This is a genomic window from Colwellia sp. TT2012 (assembly GCF_001440345.1).
Lineage (GTDB): Bacteria > Pseudomonadota > Gammaproteobacteria > Enterobacterales > Alteromonadaceae > Colwellia.
Genome location: NZ_LJYX01000006.1, coordinates 411,948 through 436,140, shown reverse-complemented (window position 1 = coordinate 436,140; position 24,193 = coordinate 411,948). Strand labels below are relative to the sequence as shown.

The 24,193-nt window shown below is 39.9% G+C and carries 20 protein-coding genes; 7 read left to right on the top strand and 13 right to left on the bottom strand.

What is annotated here, in order from left to right:
• Nucleotides 1–98 precede the first annotated feature (98 nt).
• The 6 genes from dinB to ASU03_RS03575 form a co-directional block, all read right to left on the bottom strand.
• Nucleotides 99–1,157, bottom strand: a complete 1,059-nt coding sequence (gene dinB / locus ASU03_RS03600) for a DNA polymerase IV (RefSeq protein ID WP_057830507.1) — start codon at nucleotides 1,155–1,157, stop codon at nucleotides 99–101.
• Nucleotides 1,158–1,269: 112 nt separating this feature from the next.
• On the bottom strand, nucleotides 1,270–2,346 hold the full coding sequence (gene hemH, locus ASU03_RS03595; RefSeq protein WP_057830506.1) for a ferrochelatase: 1,077 nt from the start codon (nucleotides 2,344–2,346) through the stop codon (nucleotides 1,270–1,272).
• Nucleotides 2,347–2,403: 57 nt separating this feature from the next.
• On the bottom strand, nucleotides 2,404–3,681 hold the full coding sequence (gene ccmI, locus ASU03_RS03590; RefSeq protein ID WP_057830505.1) for a c-type cytochrome biogenesis protein CcmI: 1,278 nt from the start codon (nucleotides 3,679–3,681) through the stop codon (nucleotides 2,404–2,406).
• A 49-nt stretch (nucleotides 3,682–3,730) separates the two neighbouring features.
• Nucleotides 3,731–4,198, bottom strand: coding sequence for a cytochrome c-type biogenesis protein (locus ASU03_RS03585; protein ID WP_082627128.1), 468 nt, complete (start codon nucleotides 4,196–4,198; stop codon nucleotides 3,731–3,733).
• Nucleotide 4,199: 1 nt separating this feature from the next.
• Nucleotides 4,200–4,748: a DsbE family thiol:disulfide interchange protein gene (locus ASU03_RS03580; protein ID WP_057830504.1), complete on the bottom strand. Its 549-nt coding sequence runs from the start codon at nucleotides 4,746–4,748 to the stop codon at nucleotides 4,200–4,202.
• A 2-nt stretch (nucleotides 4,749–4,750) separates the two neighbouring features.
• The gene (locus tag ASU03_RS03575) at nucleotides 4,751–6,790 is read right to left on the bottom strand and encodes a heme lyase CcmF/NrfE family subunit (RefSeq protein ID WP_057830986.1); all 2,040 of its coding nucleotides are present in this window, start codon (nucleotides 6,788–6,790) and stop codon (nucleotides 4,751–4,753) included.
• Nucleotides 6,791–7,124: 334 nt separating this feature from the next.
• Here ASU03_RS03575 and ccmA point away from each other — a divergent pair, with 334 nt between their 5' ends.
• The 5 genes from ccmA to ccmE all read left to right on the top strand — a co-directional run bounded on the left by ccmA (nucleotide 7,125) and on the right by ccmE (nucleotide 10,588).
• Complete coding sequence (ccmA, locus tag ASU03_RS03570; protein ID WP_057830503.1) at nucleotides 7,125–7,769, top strand: cytochrome c biogenesis heme-transporting ATPase CcmA; 645 nt, start codon at nucleotides 7,125–7,127, stop codon at nucleotides 7,767–7,769.
• A gap of 199 nt (nucleotides 7,770–7,968) precedes the next feature.
• Entirely contained in the window at nucleotides 7,969–8,622 is a 654-nt protein-coding gene (gene ccmB / locus ASU03_RS03565) for a heme exporter protein CcmB (protein WP_057830985.1), read from the top strand.
• Between the two features lie 404 nt (nucleotides 8,623–9,026).
• Nucleotides 9,027–9,770 (top strand): heme ABC transporter permease, encoded by a 744-nt coding sequence (locus tag ASU03_RS03560; protein ID WP_057830502.1) that lies wholly within the window; start codon nucleotides 9,027–9,029, stop codon nucleotides 9,768–9,770.
• Nucleotides 9,771–9,798: 28 nt separating this feature from the next.
• On the top strand, nucleotides 9,799–10,035 hold the full coding sequence (gene ccmD, locus ASU03_RS03555; protein ID WP_057830501.1) for a heme exporter protein CcmD: 237 nt from the start codon (nucleotides 9,799–9,801) through the stop codon (nucleotides 10,033–10,035).
• 16 nt (nucleotides 10,036–10,051) lie between these two features.
• Nucleotides 10,052–10,588 carry a cytochrome c maturation protein CcmE gene (gene ccmE, locus ASU03_RS03550; RefSeq protein WP_057830500.1) on the top strand — a complete coding sequence of 179 codons (537 nt, stop codon included), beginning with the start codon at nucleotides 10,052–10,054 and terminating at the stop codon, nucleotides 10,586–10,588.
• Nucleotides 10,589–10,688: 100 nt separating this feature from the next.
• Here ccmE and ASU03_RS03545 read toward each other — a convergent pair whose 3' ends face one another.
• From ASU03_RS03545 to ASU03_RS03525, 5 genes are all read right to left on the bottom strand, one after another.
• Nucleotides 10,689–10,898 carry a TIGR02922 family protein gene (locus ASU03_RS03545; protein ID WP_057830499.1) on the bottom strand — a complete coding sequence of 70 codons (210 nt, stop codon included), beginning with the start codon at nucleotides 10,896–10,898 and terminating at the stop codon, nucleotides 10,689–10,691.
• Nucleotides 10,899–11,247: 349 nt separating this feature from the next.
• On the bottom strand, nucleotides 11,248–12,564 hold the full coding sequence (nagP, locus tag ASU03_RS03540) for an N-acetylglucosamine MFS transporter NagP (RefSeq protein ID WP_057830498.1): 1,317 nt from the start codon (nucleotides 12,562–12,564) through the stop codon (nucleotides 11,248–11,250).
• Nucleotides 12,565–12,621: 57 nt separating this feature from the next.
• Nucleotides 12,622–13,752, bottom strand: a complete 1,131-nt coding sequence (nagA, locus tag ASU03_RS03535) for an N-acetylglucosamine-6-phosphate deacetylase (protein WP_057830497.1) — start codon at nucleotides 13,750–13,752, stop codon at nucleotides 12,622–12,624.
• 51 nt (nucleotides 13,753–13,803) lie between these two features.
• Nucleotides 13,804–14,718, bottom strand: a complete 915-nt coding sequence (nagK, locus tag ASU03_RS03530; RefSeq protein WP_057830496.1) for an N-acetylglucosamine kinase — start codon at nucleotides 14,716–14,718, stop codon at nucleotides 13,804–13,806.
• A 179-nt stretch (nucleotides 14,719–14,897) separates the two neighbouring features.
• The gene (locus tag ASU03_RS03525; RefSeq protein WP_057830984.1) at nucleotides 14,898–17,537 is read right to left on the bottom strand and encodes a family 20 glycosylhydrolase; all 2,640 of its coding nucleotides are present in this window, start codon (nucleotides 17,535–17,537) and stop codon (nucleotides 14,898–14,900) included.
• A 437-nt stretch (nucleotides 17,538–17,974) separates the two neighbouring features.
• Between ASU03_RS03525 and ASU03_RS03520 the strand changes: the two genes are divergently transcribed.
• Both ASU03_RS03520 and ASU03_RS03515 read left to right on the top strand, forming a co-directional pair.
• Complete coding sequence (locus tag ASU03_RS03520) at nucleotides 17,975–18,691, top strand: DUF6445 family protein (protein ID WP_057830495.1); 717 nt, start codon at nucleotides 17,975–17,977, stop codon at nucleotides 18,689–18,691.
• 73 nt (nucleotides 18,692–18,764) lie between these two features.
• Nucleotides 18,765–19,490, top strand: coding sequence for a SapC family protein (locus ASU03_RS03515; protein WP_057830494.1), 726 nt, complete (start codon nucleotides 18,765–18,767; stop codon nucleotides 19,488–19,490).
• A 46-nt stretch (nucleotides 19,491–19,536) separates the two neighbouring features.
• On the opposite strand, the gene ASU03_RS03510 is transcribed toward ASU03_RS03515, so the two are convergent.
• Nucleotides 19,537–21,060 (bottom strand): tryptophan halogenase family protein, encoded by a 1,524-nt coding sequence (locus tag ASU03_RS03510; RefSeq protein ID WP_057830493.1) that lies wholly within the window; start codon nucleotides 21,058–21,060, stop codon nucleotides 19,537–19,539.
• 124 nt (nucleotides 21,061–21,184) lie between these two features.
• A complete protein-coding gene (locus ASU03_RS03505) occupies nucleotides 21,185–23,839 on the bottom strand; it encodes a TonB-dependent receptor (RefSeq protein WP_057830492.1) in 2,655 nt (884 codons plus the stop codon).
• Nucleotides 23,840–24,193: the final 354 nt, after the last annotated feature.

Below are 24,193 nucleotides of genomic sequence, written 5' to 3'. Positions count from 1 at the left end.
GTTATATTTCAAGTAACGAGTGATCTCACCTTGCTAATTAAACCGACTGCGCAAGGGAATGCCGTTTTTTCAACGTTATATCTTCAACACAAAAAACACTATAGCGAAAGCAACAACTGCTGACTTTCACTTGGATTATCAGCAAAACCTAAGGTTAAACCAACAAGGCGGATACCGCGTTTATTTGCTCTACCATAGGCCTTTGACAGTAAGCTAAAGAAAAGGGCTTGCTGACATTCATTGCTCTGTGTCTCAACTGTAGTTTGATTAAAATCAGCAAACTTAAGCTTTACTCCCTGCCTAATAATTTCCCTATTACTGTGTGGTGCCAATCGAGTTAGTAGTTTTTGATATAACGACTCAATAACGAGCTGGCACTCATCTTGGCTATTAATATCTTGCGCTAGTGTTGTTTCAATGGCGAGTGACTTTCGCTGTCGGCTGACCTCTAAAGCTCTATTATCGACCCCATGAGCTTTTAAATACAAACTATTAGCAAATTTACCAACGATATTTTGTAATGCTCTTATATTGCTTTGCCGTACGTCCGCGCAGGTTACATAACCATGGCGATTGAGCTTGGCAAAGGTTTTAGGTCCAATACCGGGTATTTTCTTTAGCGATAATTGTTCGACAAAATTAGCAACTTTATCTGGGGTGATGACACATTGGCCATTGGGCTTATTTTCATCACTGGCAATTTTAGCCAAAAATTTATTTGGCGCAATGCCTGCCGATGCGGTCAAATTTAACTCATTAAAAATATCAGCTCTAATTTTTTCAGCAATTAGGGTCGCACTGCCCTGGCACATAGTTGCATCTGTGACATCAAGATAAGCCTCATCAAGGGATAAAGGCTCGATAAGGTCGGTATAGCGAGAGAATATTTCTCTTATATGTTTAGACGCTTCTTTGTATACGTCCATGCGGCCATGGACTATTTTCAGATCGGGGCAAAGTTGTTTTGCTTTGATAGCGGGCATGGCAGCACGAACGCCAAATTGACGTGCTTGATAGTTACTGGTACACAAGACGCTACGAGGACCATCACCTCCTACTGCCAGTGGGATATTCCGGTACTCAGGAAAATCTCGCATTTCAACGGCGGCATAAAAACAGTCCATATCAATGTGAATTATTTTTCGCTGATTACTCATTTAATACCCACCACCAAATAACTGTATATAAAAACAGTATACTATTTTAATCTAGCTTAGCAAGGGCATTGTCTTATGGCTAACTTGTTACTGACCCCACAGCTAAACTGAATTAATTAAGCTCAGGCGGACCTAGTGCTGGTACTAAGACATCAAACAAGGCATCAATATGATCATCACGATCGTTTAGTGCAGCAATATAATGGTAGTGTTCGCCACCTGCCGCCATAAATATTTCCCGGTTTTCATGTTCTAATTCTTCCAACGTTTCTAGGCAATCACTACTAAAGGCCGGACTTATAATGGCAATATGTTTATTACCTTGTTTGGGTAAGCTAGCTAATATTTCATCGGTATAAGGTTGTAGCCATTGCGCTTTACCAAAGCGAGATTGAAAGGTAGAGATTATTTCATCTTCTTTAAAGTGACACTGTGCGGCTATATCACCGGTTAATAATTGCTGTTTTAACAACTGGCTCGTTTGCAAACAAAAATCATAATAGGGATCACCCCACTGGCGAAACAACTCTGGCATACCGTGATAAGACAAAACCAGTGTATCCGGCTTACCATGCGTTTTTACATGTTCAACAATGGTATTGGTCAACGCCTTAATATAAAGCGGGTTTTGATGGTAAGTATTTAAAAAATAGATTGATGGCACATAGCGCCATTGGTTAAGTTCTTTACTTAAAGCATCAAAGGTAGAGCCCGTTGTTGGCCCTGCATATTGTGGATACAAAGGTAAGACAACTATTTTATCTACACCTTGTTGCTGAAATTTCTGCATAACACTGGCAATTGAAGGTTTGCCATAACGCATGGCGTAATCAACAATGACATTATCACCGTATTGCACTTTGATTTTAATTGCTAATTTTTCTTTTTGTGCGGCGGTGATGGTTAACAAAGGTGCGCCGTCATCTCGCCAAATGCTTTGGTATAACTTAGCTGACTTGGCCGGTCTTATACGTAAAATAATACCGTGTAAAATCAAAAGCCAGAGCAAGCGTGGAATTTCAACCACCCTTCTATCTGATAAGAATTCTCGCAAATAACGGCGTAAGGCACTAGTGTTGGGTTCATCTGGTGAACCTAAGTTAGTTAATAACACCGCGGTTAGTGAACTGTTGTTATCTAAATCAGTGTTATCGTTATTTCTTTTACCGGCACTAAAGCGAGATTTCATTGGGCTTTTCTTCTTATTTTAAGTTATTGAATTACCCTGGGCAATTACTCAACCAGACTACTCAACTAGTTCATTCACTATAAGTTCAAGGGTTTCACTGCGGTTAACATCGACACCAAGCGCTTCCGCTTTATAGTCCCCTGATTTAATGCCAACACCACCTTGCATTGAAACAATGGCATAGACATGTACTTTTTCAACACTGCCGATAGTATGCTCACTGCTCATCGCTTGGCTGTTGTTTAAAACAATGACGGTTGGTAAATCACTGGCTTTCATTTTAACCGCAGCAAGTGGCATACGTTGACCATTTGTCGGTATTGCATAAATAAAGACTACCCGGTCTTCTCCTTGCGCTAACAGTTCGGCAATATCATCCGATAAGCTAACACTGACTTTTAATTGTGGTCCCGTCATGGGCTTATCTTGTGCTTTATTTACCGGGGTTCCTAAAATACCGAGTCTACTTTTAGCCTCAGCTACAGCCTCTTGCAGGGCGGTAATATTGACCCCTTGATTATTAGCATCAATGACCCGCTGCCAATAAGTAATGGCTTGTTGATAATTTTCACCAATAAAATTATGCATACCGAGTAAAATATTAGTTGAGGGATCGTTAACATCAAGGGCTAAGGCTTTATCAATATATTCTTGTACTTGGCCATTAATTTTTTGCTCATTTTTATAATAAAGCGCTTGGGCAATAGCACCCAATAAATCAGCGTGTTCCCCTTCAATGTTGATCACCTGGGTAAACGCCGCAATCGCTTCGTCAAAGTTGCCAACAGCAACATAAGTTTGCCCTAAGTTATACCAAGTTTCACTATCTTGTGGTTTATCTTTAATATGCTGTAGCAACTTTTCAATATGTGCCATGGCTTGATTTTCACGTTGCTGTTGCATTTTCTCTTGTGACGGCGCTTCTTGCTGACCATGGCCAGCAGGTAATTCGGTGATAAGTTTGTAGCTGCCTTGCTTGTTATATAGCGCCACAGAAAAAATAAGAATAAATACACTTAATCCTAACGGCCATAAAGGTGAATATGGCTTATTTACCTGGGCAGTAGTATTTACTTCTTTGCTACTATGCTCAATATCGTATAGTAAAGTACGATTGAGTTCAGCCAGTAGGTATTGATAATTTTCTTCATCAATACCACCTTCGCTATAGTCCTTTTCTATCTCTTTTTTGTGCTCCTGATATAAACGCACATTGGTTTCATCACGCACGTTACTTTCTAGACAAACGTCTTGGCTCTTCTGTTTAAAGAAAGGTCGCCATACCATCAATAATAATAAAATTAAAAATATAAGGCTTATTACTAAAAATTCCATAATGCTATCTACTACTTCTGTTAATGGTTCGAGTGGTAAGAGTTATTTGTTATTTATTATTTAATAAGTTTTTCAACTTATCTTCTTGCTCGGCTGTTAACACCAAGACTTCTTTGGCCACTGGTTTTCTCCGCACAACGACAATAACGACAATAATACCTAACAAAATAAGGAGTACTGGACCAAACCATAATACGTAGGTCAGAGCCGAGACTCTTGGACGATATAAAACAAACTCACCATAGCGCTCTACCATAAAGTGGACAATTTCACTGTCTGCTTTACCTTGCTGCAATAACTCATAAAGCTCTTTGCGCAAATCAGCCGCGATGGGTGAATTGGAACCGGCTAAATTTTGATTTTGACACTTAGGACAGCGTAACTCTTTAGTTAACGCTTGAAAGCGAATTTTAGTGACTTCATCACGAAACTCATAAGTATCTACTGGGCTAGCTTCAACCTGATTAACGCTTAGGACTAAGGTCAAAAAAAGTACAACTAGTTTGATCAAATACATGTTATTTCCCCTGCTTTTTTTCTTCAATGAGCTGAGCAATTAATGGCGCAAATTCGCGTCGCCATACTTGTGTATCAATGGCACCGGCAAAACGCTTACGAATAATACCGTGATGATCAATAACAAACGTTTCCGGCGCACCATAAACACCGAGATCAAGCCCTAAAGACCCTTCTTCATCAAAAATAGAAAATACATAGGGGTCTTCATAATGCTGCAACCACTGCTGTGCGGCAACACGTTCATCTTTATAGTTCAAGCCATACAGTTTAACCTGAGGGTCTTTTGCCACATCAACCAAATAGGGGTGTTCATACTTACAGGTAGGACACCAAGTCGCCCAAACATTAACTAAGACAATATCACCGAGCAGATCTGCTTGCGTGACCACTTTGTCACTATTAATGAGTGTTTGCAGTGCAAAATCTGGCATAGTTTTGCCCACTAATGCCGATGGCATAGCTTGGGGATTAAGTGATAAGCCACGATATAACACCACACCTAAAGCGATGACTAACATCAGCGGCAAAAAACGTATTAACTGGCCCATCATTATGCCTCCGACACTTTTGCCGTACTGGTAGGTGAAATGGCTACTGGATTAATAAGTGCATCGGCCACTACCGCTGATTTAGCCACTACAGGATTTTTACGGCGATAGCGTTTATCAAGTATTGAAAGAATACCACCAAGCCCCATGAAAAGAGCACCTAACCAAATCCAACGAACAAATGGCTTATAGTGCACACGTATTGCCCAAGCGCCACCGGGTAATGGATCACCTAAGGCGACATAGACATCACGAAATAAACCGGCATCAATACCTGCTTCAGTCATGCCCATGGTTTGCACACGGTATTGTCGACGCTCAGGTTGGAGTAAAGTAACAAAGTCACTTTCGCCCGAACCATTAATTTTATAGATATTGATTTGTCCCTGCTCAGCACTATAGTTTGGCCCCTCGACATGTTTAATGCCTTTGAACTCAATCTCATAACCTGAAACAGTGACTCTATCATTGAGGAACATTTTTACATTGGTTTCACTTTCATACATGGAAACGATGGTGACGCCAACAATAGTGATAGCAATACCCGCGTGCGCAGTTGCCATACCTAAATGACTGGTGGTTATTTTACCGGCTAATTGATACTGATTTTTAACTTCTTTAACCACGATTAAGAAAACCCAAGTTGCTAAGGTAATCCCCATGGCCACCAAGGCATTGAATTCGCCACCATAAACCACTGGAAACATTAAACCAAAGGCAATACTAAATACCGAGGGTTTAAATAATTGCTTACGTAACTCGCCTTTTTTAGCTTTTTTCCAACGAATTAAAGGACCAACCCCCATAAAGATGAAAAGAATACTCATTATCGGGATAAAAACGGCATTAAAATAAGGAGGACCCACTGAGATTTTTCCGTAACCTAAGGCATCAACCAATAATGGATACAAGGTGCCAAGCAGTACGGTTACCGTAGCAATAACCAAAATGACGTTACACAATAATAATGCTGTTTCTCGGGAGTAAAAAGCAAAGCGTGAAAAACTCGCCACTTTATTCGCTCTAAAGGCATACAGGGTTAACGATCCGCCCATAGCTATCGCCAACAGCACTAAAATAAAGATACCTCTACCAGGATCGGCCGCAAAGGAGTGTACCGAGGTAATCACCCCTGAGCGTACTAAAAAGGTGCCTAATAAACTTAAGCCAAAAGCAAATATTGCCAGTAAAATAGTCCAGTTTTTAAAGATGCCACGCTTTTCTGTTACCGCTAAAGAGTGGATCAGTGCCGTACCAACAAGCCAAGGCATAAATGATGCATTTTCAACGGGATCCCAGAACCACCAACCACCCCAGCCAAGTTCATAGTATGCCCACCAACTACCTAGCGCGATACCTATGGTTAAGAACGTCCAAGCACCAACTGTCCAAGGACGAGACCAACGAGCCCAAGCGGCATCCATCTTGCCAGCCATTAAAGCGGCAACGGCAAAAGCAAAAGCGACAGCAAAACCAACATAGCCAAAATAGAGTAATGGCGGGTGGATAATTAAACCAACATCTTGTAATAATGGGTTTAAATCCCGACCTTCCATGGGTACATTCGGCCATAAACGTTCAAATGGGTTCGATGTTAATAAGGTAAAAGCGATAAAACCTATGGCTATCATACCCATTACCGCTAAAACACGGGAGATAAACTCTTCTTCAATACCGTTTGAGAAACGTGCAACTGCAGCAGTCCATGCGGTTAAAGAGAAGACCCACAATAATAATGAGCCTTCATGACCGCCCCAAACGGCGCTTATTTTAAAATAATAGGGTAAATGGGTATTGGAATGACTAGCAATATATTTAACGGAGAAATCATCAATGACAAAACTGTAGCCGAGAATAACAAGACTGATACCGGTAAAGAAAAACATACCGTAGGCCAGTGGTCTAGCATAGGTCATGAGCTTCTTTAAAGAACTCTGCTCCTGGCTATGAACACCTATTAACGGAATCAAGCTTAAGCAAATAGAAAATGCCAAAGCAATAATAAGGGCTATGTGACCAAGCTCAGGTATAAGCTCAGGCATCTGGGTTGCTACCAGGTCAGGTATCATTGGGTTCTCCGCTCTACTTCAAAAAAAACAATTAACCTTGAATAATTAGTTATCGATACTAATAAGGCTAAAAATTACCGCGTCATACTAACATTTTATTGATGCAAATATTAATGTAAATTAACCGCCCAAGTTGTTTCATAATGTTACAACTTTATTGGGCTATGTTAATCTTGGCTATGTTAGTATATTGATCAAAGTGATTATACGATCCATAGCAAAAGTGATTCGACCAACAACGCTAGCATTCACCCGGCAAACTAAAGCGTAGATTTTAACAAACATAGATAAAGAAAAAGTGAAGACATTGCCTAAACAAACCTCAACGCCCCTGCTCAGTGCGGTAAAGCTTACCTGTATTCGAGAAGAACGCTTATTATTTGATGAATTGTCAATGGATATTCATGCGGGCGATATCGTGCAAGTTGAAGGCCCTAATGGCTCAGGTAAAACCAGTTTATTGCGTATTTTATCAGGTTTGTCTCAGCCTTATGATGGTCAAGTTCACTATAAAAACCAAGCGATCAATCGCTGTCGAGAAGAATATCAACAAAATCTGCTCTATTTCGGCCACTTAGCCGGGGTAAAAGGTGAGATGACCGCAGAAGAAAATCTTGATTTTAATTTGGCCTTACATGGAAACAAAAACGCAGATACTTTAGCGTATTTAGCCAAGGTAAACTTGTCTGGCTTTGAAGACAGCTTAGCCTCACACTTAAGTGCTGGTCAGCATAGACGTATTGCTTTAGCGCGTTTATATCAAAGTCATGCGCCTATTTGGATTTTAGATGAGCCTTTTACTGCCATCGATAAACAAGGCGTTGCCAGCTTAGAACAGCTGTTTGCTCAACAGGCAGAGCGCGGTGGCTGTGTTATCTTAACCACACATCAAGATTTAATTAGCATTAAGCCAGAGCAAATCAAAAAAATCACCTTAGATTACAGCTATTGATGGTGCTTCGATTAATATGTATTTCGTTTAGAGCGTTTAGAGAAGTAACCTAATGACATTAAAAACCCAGTCGGCGCAAGAGATTGAAACCGTAACCGCTAATATCGACAATACCGTGATAAATAATACCGAATTGGACAATATCTCGCGCGACAATAAAACGCAGACATCACAGCAACTTTCTTATCGCCATGCCTTTATGTTGGTATTAAAGCGCGATCTTACCATTGCCATGCGGCATAAAGATGACATCATTAATCCATTATTATTTTTTGTTATTGTCATTACGCTCTTCCCTTTAGGCATAGGTCCTGAAACGCAAACTTTAAGCCGTATCGCCCCCGGCATTATTTGGGTAGCAGCCCTTTTAGCAACGCTATTATCGTTAGACCGCTTATTTAAATCAGATCACCTCGATGGCTCGCTTGAGCAAATGCTGCTAAGCCCGCATCCTATTTTTTTATTAGTATTAGCTAAAATATTTGCCCATTGGTTAATAACCGGTTTGCCACTTATCTTAATAGCTCCACTGTTAGCGGTATTACTGCATCTAGATGAAAACAGTTACACCGCCTTAGTGCTGACCCTATTACTCGGCACACCGGTACTTAGCTTATTAGGCGCGGTGGGGGTCGCACTTACCGTGGGTATTAAAAAAGGCGGTGTGTTACTCAGCTTACTGGTGTTACCGCTATACATCCCCGTATTAATTTTTGCTACCAGCGCGATAGACACTGCCGCGCTTGGTTTACCTTACAGCGGCCAACTTGCTATAATCGCCGCATTATTCTTTGGATCTTTAACGCTCGCCCCCTTTGCTGTTGGCGCCGCCCTAAAAGTGAGTACCAATTAACATGATAGGCGGTACGTGGAAATGATAACGCTCAATATAGACACGATAAACACTAAATAGCACTGTTACTTTGCCATGAGAAATAACACGGTAACCCTACCTTATAATCGACAAAAAATAGTGAGTACCAATTAACATGATAGGCGGTACATGGAAATGGTAACGCTCAATATATACACGATAAACACGAAAGAGCACTGTTACTTTGCCATGAAAAACAACACGGTAATCCTGCCTTATAACCGACAAAAAATAGTGAGTACCTATTAACATGATAGGCGGTACGTGGAAATGGTAATGCTCAATATAGACACGATAAACACGAAAGAGCACTGTTACTTTGCCATGAAAAACAACACGGTAATCCTGCCTTATAACCGACAAAAAATAGTGAGAATAAATTAATGTGGAAATGGTTACACCCTTACGCAAACCCGGAAGTATCTTATCACCTCACCAATAAGTTATTACCTTGGCTAAGTGCCCTTGCGGCAATATTCCTGAGTATTGGCTTAGTATGGGCACTACTATTTGCCCCTGCTGATTATCAGCAAGGTGACAGCTTTCGTATTTTCTATGTTCATGTACCGGCAGCCTCTTTGTCTATGGGCATTTATTTTGCCATGGCCATCGCAGCATTTAGCAGTTTAGTCTGGCAATTAAAACTTGCTGATGCCTCTGCTGCTGCCATGGCGCCGGTCGGTGCTGCATTTACGGCTATAGCGTTAATTACCGGTGCTGCTTGGGGTAAACCTATGTGGGGCACATGGTGGATTTGGGACGCACGTTTAACGTCGGAACTCATATTGTTATTTTTATATTTAGGGGTCATTGCTTTACACAATGCCTTTGAAGATAAAAACTTAGCCGGTAAAGCGGCGGGAATATTAACCCTTGTTGGTGTCGTCAATATTCCAATTATTAAATACTCTGTTGACTGGTGGAATACTCTTCATCAAGGCTCAACAGTCAGTAAGCTTGGTAGGCCATCTATGTCGCTAGATATGTTATGGCCATTTATCGTTTGTTTCATCGGATTTTCTTTATTAGTTGCTGTAATCATCAGTCTGCGTTTTCGTAATGAAATTTTAGCGCGCAATAGCATTCGTCCTTGGGTGCGCGAGCTAGTAAAAAATCATACCCGTTAATAATTAGCATCTAGTTGGAGAGCACTCAATGCAATTTAATAGTTTTAGCGATTTCATCAATATGGGCGGATATGGTTTCTATGTCTGGCTTTCTTTTGGTGCAACCGCTTTAATACTTACCCTTTTATTGATCAGCTCTAAAGCAGGTCATCAGCAAATCATCCACCAAATAGCTAAGCGCAAGCAGCGAGAAGATAAACTCCGCCAAGCCAGAGAGCTGCGCAAGCAACAACATGAACACCGAAATAAAGAATTAAATAATTAAATAAGGTACCTGAATAATGAATCCACGCCGTAAAAAACGTCTAGCTATGGTCGCCTCTATCCTGATTGGCATCAGCGCTGTCTTTGGGCTTGTTTTATATGCATTAAGTCAAAATATTGATTTATTTTTTACCCCTTCTGAGATCAGCCAAGGTAAAAAAGAGACCGGTTTAAAGGCAAGTCTCGGCCAACGTATTCGCATCGGTGGTTTAGTGGTCCCTGGGTCGGTAAAACGCGACCCTGAGAGCTTAAAAGTATCATTTAAGCTTAGCGATATGACCATGCCTATTGTCTTCAAAGATAGCGACATTACGGTTACTGTCTATTTTGAAGGAATGTTGCCTGATCTATTTCGTGAAGGCCAAGGCATAGTAGCCAATGGTACGCTAGCCGAACACCCGCTTACTGGCCTTAGTATTGAAGCCAGTGAAGTACTTGCTAAACATGATGAAAACTATATGCCGGCAGAGTTAGCTGAAGCTGCTGGTCAAAAACATGAAAAATCCACTTACACTGATAAACAATTACAAAGTAAAAACACTAGCGGCTATTAATGAGATAGACACAAAAAAGGTGACATTTACTGTCACCTTTGTTTTTTTTACTTAACCACATTATCAATAGTAGTGTTTATTGCTGCCATTGTTATAAATGCTAGTACTCATCAACAAGTTTATCACCGACACTATTAATCACATTAACGTCACCGTCACAAAATGCCACTATAGTTTTACCCCGTTTAAATTTTTGTGGAATAATCATATCACCATAGGCGTTTAGGTTAAAAGTCTGTGTTTTCCTGTACATAGCTAAGTCATCATCACAGCAATAGATAACGGTTACTTTCCTTTTAGCTGCAGACATAATTAAATCCTTTTAAGTCATTTAAAGTTTAGTTACTTTTTATTTACTTCCCGCTAAAGTTGATAGCCACTTTCATTTGCCAATGCCATAAAAGTGCTCAGACCTTAACCAGTGAGCTAATACTATAATGGTTCGACCAGTACGTCAACATCTGGACCAACCAGTAAGTCATGTTTTAAACAATAAAACTTCATATGCTCTAACATTATTCACTATAAGTTAAACTATTGAATTTTTAACATAAAAACACCTCAAGCTTACCTAGTTGAAACAAGGCAGCATTGAGGTTGTTGTTACTCGTGTTTTAAATGCCCGCCTAAAGAAGATCAGCAAGCACTACTTTAGGCAATTATTTCCAAGATTTCATGTTGCAGCCTTTAACAGCGTAGAATAAAATAAACAAATAACAAGGTAACATAACAATATAGCCGCCTTGAAGATCTACCGCTTGGCCGCTACTACCACTTGCTAGACTCCAGAATAATGGACCAAATGCGCCACCTGAAATACCCATAACTAAAAGCGCAGAGCCAACACTGGTTAACTTACCCATACCTGAAAGTGCTAATGGGAAAATAGCAGGCCAGACAATGGCATTAGCAAGCCCTAAAAAAGCAATTAAAATCAAGGGATCGGGTAATTGCGCACCACCAAGAATAAACGACAGTGAGTTAGCAATAGCAAACGAGTTGTTATCACCCAAAATAACACCAAAACTTAACACTAAACCGAAAACGGCAGAAACCATCAAGGCTTTTTGTTGCGAGATAAACCTAGGGATAAGGGTAATACCTAAAATATAACCAAATACCATACAAGCCATGGTATATGAAGTCATCACACTATAGCTTTCAACCCCTAAAGCCAGTGCGAAAGCACCAATAGTATCGCCGGCGATAACTTCTACTGCCACATATAAAAATAGTGCAACAACACCAAGTGCCAAGTTAGGGTGAGCAAGCGCCTCTTTTAGTTGACCTTTATGTTCACCCTCTTCTTCTTCACTCGGTAATTCAGGTAAAGGAGCTTTTTTGATAGCAAAAGCTAATACACCAATAAAAATAGCAAGTCCTAAATACGGGGTAATTAAGCTATTTGCCATGTCGTCCATTTGACCTTGTGTTAATTCAACACCAACGGTATCAGTAAAACCACTTAAGATTAAGGCAGTAAATACGATAGGCGCTACCACACCAGCACCTTTATTTAAGATGCCCATAATTGAAATACGTGCTGCTGCTGACTCTTCAGGGCCAATACGGACAACGTAAGGATTAACGGCTGTTTGCAGTAATGTTTGTCCTGCGCCCATGATTAATTGAGCTAACAAAAATAAAGGAAACATTTGTGTTTTAGCGGCAGGAATAAACAATAAAGCGGCCAAGGTCATTGTTGCTAGACCTAGCGCCATGCCATTTTTATAGCCCACTTTACGGATAACCAAGGCAGAAGGTAGCGCGGTAAAGGTCACCGCGATATAAAATGAAAATAATATAAGTGATGCTTGAAAGGGGCTTAGTTGCAAAACCTGTTGCAAGTAAGGCATCAAGGAGCCATTTAACCAGGTGACGAAACCTAATATGAAGAATAGCCCAGCGACGATTATCATCGGCACGACATTACTCTGTTTTTTCTCTTGTTTTTCTTGCGTGAGTGACATTTCCATAACTTCCTCGTTATCTTGCGTTATTGTTATAATTATTACTTAAATTGAATGACTAAATTATATCTTTATACCTGAAATCCAAGTCTCTTTTACCGATAAGTCGTCATTTAATACCACCATATCAGCTTGTTTTCCCAGCATAAGTTCACCACGAATAACAGCTTGGTTTTGATATAAATATTGTGCTGGGTATAAACTGCCCATACGAAGTGCTTCATCTAAAGGAATACCCAAGCCTTGGTGGGTATTTTTAACGGCACTCGCCATATCTAACGAAGAGCCCGCCAGCTCCCCCGTGGTTGAGGTAAGTTTGCCATTATCAACATAAACAGTGCGGTCATATAAAGCGAATTGAGTTAGTGTGGTACCCACTGGCGGCATAGCGTCAGTGACTAAGAATATTTTACCTCGGGGTTTAGCTTGAATCGCTAATTTACAACTGGCGTAATCGACATGAAAACCATCAACAATTAAGCCACAGCTAGTGTTGTTGTTTAATAGCGCCGCGCCAACAACGCCAGGCTCACGCCCCTGTAATGGCGACATAGCATTAAATAGATGAGTAAAGCCACTAGCGCCGGCATCGATTGCTTGTTGAGTTGTTTGATAATCGGCATTGCTATGACCTAAGCAAACTTTAATACCTAACTTAACCATACGCTTAATATCATCAGTACTGACTGTTTCGGGTGCTAGGGTGACAATAACCTCGCCAATATCTTTACGGGAAAGAACCTGCCACTCCGCAGAGGAAAGACCGCGGATATAATCAGCACAATGAGTGCCTTTTTTCTCGATTGATAAATGAGGCCCTTCGAAATGAATACCAAGAATACCAGCGACACCAGTTGATATTGCTTGGGCTATAGCATCGGCGGCTTGCTGCATTACTTCAATTTTATCGCTAATCAAAGTGGGCATCATAGCTGTAGTACCAAACCGAGCATGAGCAGCCATGATTATTTTTAGCTTATCAACCGAGGGTGAGTCGTTAAATAATGCCCCGCCACCACCGTTAACTTGTAAGTCGATATAACCAGGAACCACAAGTCCTTTAGCGGTAACATCGACCTTACTGGTGTTTTGGTCAATATCGGTAATTTTACCGGCCACTATAGTCAACACTCGATCATCAAGAAAAGCATGTCCGTCAAATAGTCGTTGAGCATGAAAGCGCATTGGTGTCATTAGCTGTCCTAATTTATCAAGTTCAAGTGAATATATTTAATTATACTGGCATTACGCCGATTGCTGTGTTGACTGTTTAGCTTGTTGCTGTCGAGCAAAAAGTATTGAACCAACTTCCGGTGGGTTTAATGGCTCAGCAAGATTCGCCTTTATGTCGTCTGCTAACCAAGATTTTAATCTCGGTGTTAGCCCGCCAAGCATAGACATACGTGGTGGTTTTTTTTCCGCTAAAGTCCGAGCAATGGCGTTAATGTATTCAGCACCCTCATAGACAATGGCCAAGGCAACTTTATCGCCTAACTCTGCGGCATCAAAAACTAAGTTTGCTTGCTGCGCATAGTAAGTCGCTTTTTGACTGGCAACGGCTTCAACTAAATCAGTATCGTCTTTGCAGTTAAGTTTTTTCAACAACACAGCTGACATCAAGGTTGGTGCGACCAAGCCATCAAGAGACAATAAAACCTGTTTAACCCCTTGTAAGCCAAACCAAGCACCACTGCCTTTGTCGCCATGGGGAAATCCATGAGCACCAACGATAGTGTGTTGTTCATCGACACAAACAAAGCCACAAGAACCAGTACCGGCGATAATCACCGCACCATCACTACCGTTATGGGCACCTAAACACGCAATTAATAAATCGGTCGCTAAATGCATCGCTTTAAAAGGATGCTGCCAAGCAGCCATTTGCTCATAGAGCCCAGGTAAATTAACACCCGCTAAACCAACACCGGCAACTAGCTCATCCAGTTTTATATGAGCTAAAGCTGCATCAACTAACGCTAATTTAGCCGACTCGGTAATAGAATGTGTTGCTTGCTCAAAACCATGCAATGGATTACCGGGACCTGACATGCCTGTACCAAGTATTTCATTATCTTTATTCATAATAATGGTTTTACATTTACTGCCACCACCATCAATACCTAAAAATAACTCATTGTTTTTATCACTACTTGTCAGCATACCGATCCCATGTTAACTGTTCGTATTTTCATTTTTTTGATTTTTCATCTTAGCTACAAATGACAGCGTTGTCATTTATTTTTTTTGATATAAATTAAGCTTTCATTACAAGTGTTACTGAATGTAAATTAACTAACTGATAATAATAGATAAATACCAGTGAGATCCTTTTAGCGTTATTATCTTACTTGCGTGATACGGCTGGTTCTCAAACCATTGGTACTACGACTGCGAATACTTACCTGACCAGAAACCGCAATAGGCTCTTGATAAATAAACCAGTTTTCGCCGTTTACTTGATACTCTATGGTTAAGCCTGGGAAGGCAATATTGGCATGTAACTTCCCCCCTTGGACAATAGCGCCTACGGTAGGTAACCGGTAATCAATTTGTGCTAGCTCAAGCTTGGCAAACTCTTTTTTTCCTAAGGTATTAGCAAATAAAGACCATTGTTTATCACGCATGGCTTGCATTTTTGTGGTGAAGGTATTGCTCTGCGATGAATATTTAGCGCCTTGATAGTTATAAGGCACCGCCCAGTCAGCTAGATGCCAAGCACGCTCAGCTAAAGCTAATAAACGTGGGAAAATTTTATGCTCAACCATATCATCAGTGCGAACATTTTCACTCCACAATTGCCCCTGAATACCTAAGAACTTTTGCCCAGCGGCCAATGGCGTTTTAGTGTCATCAGCAACATAAGTATTATCTTCTCTATCGAGCCAAAATTCAGCATGAACAGGTAAGTTATCCGGCATAAATTGGAAGACTTTTTCAGTATTGGTATGACGTGATGCCCAATAGTAGCCATGCTCTTTAGGATCGGCTTCATGGGGGAAATCAAAATATAAAACATCCGGACTAGAAATAACCACTTGCCAATCTCTGTTTGCTAGCTGATGAACCTTATCGTGACCGCCCCAAAATAGCGTGTCCCAAGCATTCGCTTGCACAATAGCCGGCATATTATCGACGTTAGTATGCTCCAAGCCATCACTCCAACCTGCCGTTTCAATATCAAGCTCTGATAATATACTGGCAACACGTTCAATGAAGTAAGCCCCTAACTCACTCATTTGAGTGACACCTTTATCATTATTAGCGACAAAAGCTATACAGGCAGGAGAGTTCAACCATGCCCCTGCAGTTTCATCGGCGCCAATATGATAACGGGTCAGCGGTTGACCGGCATCGGCATGAATTTTCTTTACCTGAGTCATCACTTCAATGACAAAATCATAAGAAGACTCTAAACAAGCATTGATGGTATTATCCGCATAAAATTGTACCGATGAATATTTGGTTTTATCTTCAAAATCGTCTAATAAGAACTGTGTCGCTTTTGCTTCATTTTCTAAGGCTTGATATTTTTTATAACGTGCAGTCATCGCCTTAATTGCAGCACGAGAATGACCCGGCATATCAAGTGATGGGATCACTTGAATATGACGCGCGCTTGCTGCTTGTAAAATTTCTTGATAATCACTGACACTGTAATAACCATTTACCGATGAGCTTGCATCAACGCCGGCACCTAGTTGCGGCATTAAGCAATGTTCTTCACTCACATCAAAACAGCGCTTAGCGCCAATATCCGTTAATTCCGGTAAACTTGGAATTTCTAGACGCCAGCCTTCATCATCACCTAGATGTAAGTGTAATTTATTTAATTTGTAAGCCGCCATTTGCTCAAGCAAGGTTAAAATAAATTCTTTTGAGTGAAAATTACGCGCTACATCAACTAACATGCCACGAAAAACATAATGAGGTTCATCATCAATTACTAGCATGGGTATACGCGACTCGCCCACGGTCACAAGACTGGCTAATGATTGCAAGCCATTGAAAACACCATTACCGTCAACACCAACTATACTAATGGCTTTTTCTGTAATCGTTAAACGATAACTGCCAATAATTTTGTCGCTATCACGGATAATACTTAAATGTAGTGGTAAGCCAGCCGCGTTTTGCTTGACACCTAAAGTACGTAAACGCGATAACGCCGCATCGACATCACCATGTTTAACATTACCTAACGATACTGCAACACCTTGGCCAATATTGGCATAGCCCCTATTGGCATCAATACTTACCGATTTAGGGGTTGGAATGATTGCTTGGACAACGCCGAGCTTCTCTTCAGTGAGCACAGTGTTACGTTGATAGAGTTTTTCTGGGGTTAACCATTGAGTTTTATCGGCGGCGCTGCGCTTAAGCTGGCTATTAATATCGGTAAAGGTTGCAACATGTGGCAGTATTTCTAAACCTGAGTCTTGATCGATATATGGCTTAGTGCTGGCAATTACCCTAGCCTCTAAACCAGGTGCACTGACAATGTAATTTGGCATCACATCGGATTCGGCTAATGACCAGAATTGTGCGCGAAAGAGTAAGCTTTTACTTTCACCTGGAGCAAAGCCGGAAAAATTATCTTTTAAGCTGATCTGGTGTAAATCACCGTTTAAGTGTTTTACGCTGAAATCATCACTTTCAAAAGATTGAATAGGGGCAATTTGACTAAAATGAATGGTCCAGTCTTTAGCCGCTATGGCTTGTTTCGCGGTAAACGTTAACTCCACTTCAAAACAAGCGCCATCAGCTATTTTACTATCACATTTATCGCTGGGAATATTAGTAACCACACGATAGTTAACCTCTAAATGCTGAGCAATATTATCAATATCACTTTGAGCGACAGAGTAAATAGCTTGTAAGTTAATTCTTTCCCCGTTATCAACGGCTGACTTAGGAGATTGTTCACAACCGAGTAAAGATAAGCTAGCGGCAATAGTAAGCGCTAAGACTTTTTTATTCATCTTGCTAATGTGCATGTTAAAGGACCTTTTACAGCGTTATTTGATAAAGCGGCTCTGCTTTAAATGTTATTATTATCCTAACTATCCATAATTTTGACAGCGCTGTCAAAATTAAATACACAAAACACTATCTTGGTTACAATAATGCACGCAATTCAAGTTTACTGCTTTTATTTTACGTTAATACCCTCGCTTATTTTTAATAAACTGCTGGTATCAATCAATAGGATTAACTAAACATTCATTAACGAAATATTTTATATTTTGATAAATATGAAACATTGCTTACTATTTCTAGGTCATACCGCCGGTAATTATTACTGCGCCACGCACTTTGACAGCGCTGTCAAAAGTAAGTATATTGATTTAAAAGGTGCTGTTATCGCATGTAACAAACATTTTGAATTGAAATAAATAATATAAGAACAAGCCTAACAATGAAAGACTTAACATTAAACCCTGATTTAACAATACAAAAAATTCCTATTCCTAATACGAATTTACATGCTTATATCATTGATGATTTCCTGTTAAGTGCTGATAGTGTGATGCACTTTGCCAAAAACATTGCCTATTTCAATCCAATGCATGCCGATAATTCATATTACCCTGGTGTTCGTGACAATATGCCCGAGCCCTATATACGCTTGCTGCAAGCATTTTTCCAACAAAGTATCATGCCAAAATTAGCCGGTCGTAAGCAATGCTCCGTTATTGTTCACAAAAGCCTAATTTCATTAGTTACTTGCCCTCCTTCTCAATTACTGACAGAACAAAAGATGCCTCATGTAGATAGTTGTAAAAGCTCCGAGTATGCTTTCGTTCATTATCTTTCAGGGCCAGAGCTTGGTGGTACTAGCATCTATCGTTATATTCCAAAGAATATAGTTGAACTAAATCAGCAAGATGAAATCATCTTGGATGATATGCTCAAGGAAGTTAGCGCAAACTTGCCAGAACATAATGGCTACATCACCAATTCAACCAGTTTATTTGAACAAGTATTAAAGGTAGAGGCAAAATTCAATCGCCTTGTTATCTATCAAGGCAACCTGTTGCACGGCGCTAACTTAACATCGAAAGAAAGCTATAGTGGCGATACTACTAATGGCCGTTTTTCCATCACCTCATTTGCCAGTATATTCGACAAGTAGTAACGAATAAAGTCTGTACTTGGCATGTAACAATACCTAATAATTAAAACAATAACCGCGGAGCCTTTATTTAATGACAAATATTATCCCCTTAAACCACCAGCAACATGCGAAACTGAAAGTTCAAGATAATAAAGATTTCACTCGCTTTAAAGAGCAGCACTTGATCCCTGTTGTTGTGCAAGATTTTATACCTTTAGCAGCAGAGTTTCCTATTGTCTTTGTAAAAAACACTGAAACGGGGCAATTTACGGCAGTGGCGATGATGGGGGTAAAGCCTGGCATTAACCTGTATTGCCAAACAGCAAACTGGCCAGCCGAAGTAATCCCCAGTAGCTTCTTTAATTACCCGTTTTCACTGGTCAAACAAAGTGAAAAAGATGATAACTGTTTTGTTTGTATTGATACTGACAGCTCTATGATAAATGAGGAGTCAGGACAAACGTTATTCGATGATAAAGGTGAACAAACCGCTTATCTCAAAGCAAGAACTGAACATTTACTTGATATTGCACAAAAATATGAGCAAACCAATGAGATCATGCAATATTTTGCTAATAAGAAATTATTAACGTTAAAGTCACTTAATATTAATTTGGCTGGCGAGGAAAAGTTAGCCCTTACTGGACTTTATGTAATTGATGAGACGAAGCTAGAAGCATTACCAGATGATGAGTTTAATGAATTGCGTAACAAAGGTTTATTACCAATCATCTATGCTCACTTGTCATCCATGCACCAAATAGCAAGACTCGCTAAAAAACAGATAAACTTCAGTAAAAGCTCAGCAGAAGCTTAAACTGATAAATGGCTGTATAGCATACTCATAACTATACAGCCTCATGCTATAATTCCTGCAAGCCAAATCTGTTAATTTTATCTAATAATGCCCTGTGCTCAGGTAAGCTATTGACTAAGCTATCGGTGATATCTTGCAGCGCGGCAATACGTTCTTTTGAGTCGGTTACATCACCACTAGTCAATTTCGTTTTATATTTCATACCATATAAGACAAATAGAAAGTTCTCCAAATAAAACACTTCAAATTGACTAAAAAAATCATCACTGATCGGCGTGAAGTTCTCCCACAAAGCTAATTTCTCCTTTAGCTCTGTAGACATGGTGCTAGGATCTCTATTCTCACGCCAAAAAGATGAGTCATCTCGGTCTGATAAACAGTAATGCAACTTGATAAAATCAACAACTCTTGCCCAAGCATGTCCCATGGCATGATTAAATCGCTTTTCGAGTACTAATAATTCGTCTTTTTTATTCGGAAACCGTTGGGCAAGAAAGTTGGCGGCAAAGTCAGTTAATAAGATAGAGGTCGCTTCTAAAGGCTCTAAAAACCCTTGAGCTAACCCCAAGGCGACACAATTTTTGTGCCAAAATTTTTCCCGATAACCTATTTTCATCGGTAGCTTTTTGTAAATCAGCTCAGGGTTACTTCCCCCTAAATACTCATCTAATTGAATGTGGGCTTCTTCATCACTCATATGGTTATTAGAGTAAACAAAGCCAACCCCACGCCTATTAGGCAAGGCAATATCCCAAATCCAGCCGGCTTGATGTGCCGTTGCGATAGTATAGGGCGGTATCACGGAGTCTTTGTCGGTTGGAACTTGCACCACCAAGGCTGTATTAACTAATAACTGATCTGAAACATCAACAAATGGCACCTTCATCGCCTTAGCAATAAGTAGCGATTCAAAGCCTGAGCAGTCAATATAGAAGTCAAAAGCTAACTCACCATCATTCTTAGTGACTAAAGAATCTATAGAACCGTCATCGCTAAGAGTAACATCGCTAACATGCGTTAGCAGATGCTTCACTCGGTATTTAGTACGCGCATTATCGGCCAGTAGCTTGGCAAACTTAGCAGCATTTAGGTGATATGCATAAGCAAGATCCCCTTGATATTCAGGGCTGGTTATTTGCTTTGGCGCTCTACCCTGTTCGCACACTTTAAATTGCGCTGATATATGCTCAGCAAAAGGGTTGTCATTATTTTCAGTTAACCAATGTGCGGTTAATTTTTCACTATCTTCACGGTTTGGTACATCAAACAAATGATGAAAAAAATTGTCTTTACCATGTTTATCTTGATCCAACCAATTAACAAATTTAATCGACTGTTTAAAAGTGACGTCACACTGGCGGATAAAGTCTGTTTCACTAATACCAAAACTTGCTAAGGTTTTTTTTATATCGGGAACTGTACCTTCGCCAACACCTATAGGGGCAATGTCGGGTGACTCAATTAAGGTAATAGCTATATCAGATCTTTTATAAAGCGCTTTACCAAGGTGATTGGCGGCTAACCAGCCAGCGGTACCACCACCTACAATTGCAATTTTTTTAATAGTCATACAAAACCCCAAAACATTATCATCTAAATCACGCCCAATATATGAACGAACATAATACGTAAAAAGCCCAGCATTAGCTGGGCTTTATTCATAAAACTATGTTTTATTATTTGAATCTAAGTGTTTAGAAACGAACAGCAAAACCAACTTTATACGTTGCTTCACCTTCGAAAGTCCATGATGGGAAACCAAGCTCTAAATCCGCAGAAGGAGCAGAACCAGAAACATAAGCACCTGTTTGTAAGCTATCTTCTTCTAAGATATTTGATGCTTCAAAAGTAATATTTAAATAGTCAGTTGCTGCCCAAGATCCACTGAAGTCTAATGTACCGAATGCTTCGTGAGTACGGTTTAAGTACCAGTTTGGAGCTTCACGCATAATGTACTCTGAACGCCAGTTATAAGCTAAACGCACTGAGAAGTCATCATTCTCGTAGAAACCAACGGTATTAACAGTATGCTCTGATGAATCAGAAAAAACATTCTGAAGGTCAGGGTAGTTTTCAGCCGGAGATTCAGCATCAGCATAGGTGTAGTTTACGCTGTAACCAAAACCATTATCAAATGCATCTTGAACTTGGAATTCGATACCTTGGATAGAACCACCACCTACGTTAGTAGATTGGCCTACATCCCAACAATCCGGTTGTGTAGGTCCACATGGGCTCAAGGTAGAATCAGTTACGTAAAGAGGAATATCAATGCCAATTTGTTGTTGAGTTTCTGAACGTGAAGATATAAATGAACTTACATCTTTCATAAAGTAAGCAACACTCATCATACCATCATCACTGAAATACCATTCAACACCAATATCAGCTTGGAAAGCTTTAAATGGTTCAAGTGCTACATTACCAGTAGTTGCTACCTGTACTCCAGGTACATTCGAGTTAAGGTTAGCTAAAGAAGTCGCAGAAAACATATCAGCGTAGTTAGGACGAGAGATAACTTGTGCTGCTGAGGTACGTAAAATAACATCATCAGCTAAATCCATTACTACGTTTAAGCTAGGTAAAAGTTCATTGTAACTTGCTGTATCAGTAGAAAGTGTATCGCCGTAATTTCCTTCAGCATCTAATGCATAGTAATCAGATGATGCATCAGTAGATACATAACGTAGACCTAAGTTACCACGAATACCATCAGTGCTAAAATCAGCCATTACATATAATGCAATGTTTTTTTCTTCTACTGTACCATAACCTGATGCATTAGAAACATAATGGTCAGTTGCCGCTTTAGAATCAGCAAGAATTAACGCACGATTTGCTTCTGGAAGAGTAAATCCAGCACCTGAAGTTACTCTACCTGGGTAGTATTCACTTGCAGGTCTAAAGGTACTTGCATGATCATAATCATCAGCTAGTACACCGCTAAGGTCTTCCCTTTTAACTGAGTGATCAGCGTAACGGAAACCGGTTCTAATCTTATCAACAACACCAAATTCAACAGGAATTGAAAAATCTAAGTTTAGGTAAGTTTCTTCATCTGAGTTAGGACCATCTCCCATTGCCCAAGTTTGAATACCGATATTGTCAGGTAAAACTGATAAGGGGATATTTTTATTTTCAACATTAAATGTTGCTTGTTTTCCTGTCATATCCCATGTACCAAAAGTATCACTAGAGTCACGAGCATATTCACCAACAAGAGCAGTTCTTGAACCACCGTCTGACTTAGTATTACCTATACGGCCAGAAAAAGTGAATGCATCGGCCTCATAAGTCCAATCGAAATCAACCGTGTTAGAATCCATTGAAGATTCACGAGCCCAAGTTTGGAAGTAACCAGAACGAAATCCTTCAGGGCCGTAACCCAAATTATTGTCAGTTTTAGTTCTTTTTACACAGTTACCATTGTCTGGGTTTGTTTGTGTACATGAACCTTCACCCGGGAACATAATAAGTTGAGTATTAGCGTTGTTTGCGCCTAAGTCTAGCGACATTAAGCTTAAACCAAACTCTAATGAATCCGTTGGACGGTATTGCATATCAACGTTTAAAGCTGTACGTTCACGTTCCTGTTGAAAAGTCGTTGGCGCCATACCGCCACTCCAGTTTCTTGAAGTTTCAACACCATTACGTTGGTAATCAGTTTCAGAGTAAGCACCCGCAACTAAGATACCAAAAGTTTCATCATCATTTTTCCAGCTGTATAAACCTGAAAGTTCTGGGCTTAATTCTTCATTAACTGAACCATACTGACCTTTTACACTAGCAAAAACAGTGTTTGCTTCAAGATCAAATGGTCTGCGAGTTTTAACTATTACCGTACCACCGATACCACCTTCAACTAAGTTAGCTTGTGAAGATTTATAAACTTCTAAACCACCAACCATTTCAGAAGGCAACATTGCGTAGTTAAAACTACGGTCTACAGGTTGTTGGTCAAACCAACCAGTAGAAGCTACTGAATGACCATTTAATAAAGTACGTGTTAATTGTGCAGATGCACCACGAATAGAAACTTGCTGGCCTTGGCCGAATTGACGAGAAACAGTTACACCTGGAATACGTGCTAATGATTCACCAACATCGCCATCTGGAAATTTACCGATATCTTCCGATGTAACTACATCAACAACAGCGTTAGAAAAACGCTTGCCGTTGAGAGATGCTTTTAATGAACCACGAATACCCGTAACTTGAATGACTTCTACTTCATCTTTATTTATTTTTGAAGTTGTTTCTTCGGCTGATATAGCTTGTGATGATACACCCGCTAGGATCATAGCAATTGAACTTGCTAACACGCCTTTTTTAAATGTTTTAGTTGACATCGACTTTCCCTTACACACGTTTTGTTTTTAAAATGTTTTTATTTTATTTTATTTTATTTTATTTAGAATAGTTTTTTTACGACAGCGCTGTCAATATTTAATGACAACGCTGTCATAAGACGTAAGAAACCATACCGTTTATTTTTACGTTTGACCAGAGTAATTTAACTAATAGTTACATTGTGACTACATAAACTCACAAAGAGCATGAATTTATAGGGGTTTTTTTTTATATTATTTTGTTATTAATGAGCTAACTATCGAAAACCATCACTTTCTGTATAAAAAAAATACGTGAAATGGTACAAGATGTACTTTTCATTCTACTTTGTAGAATAAAAAGTCAGCTGGTTC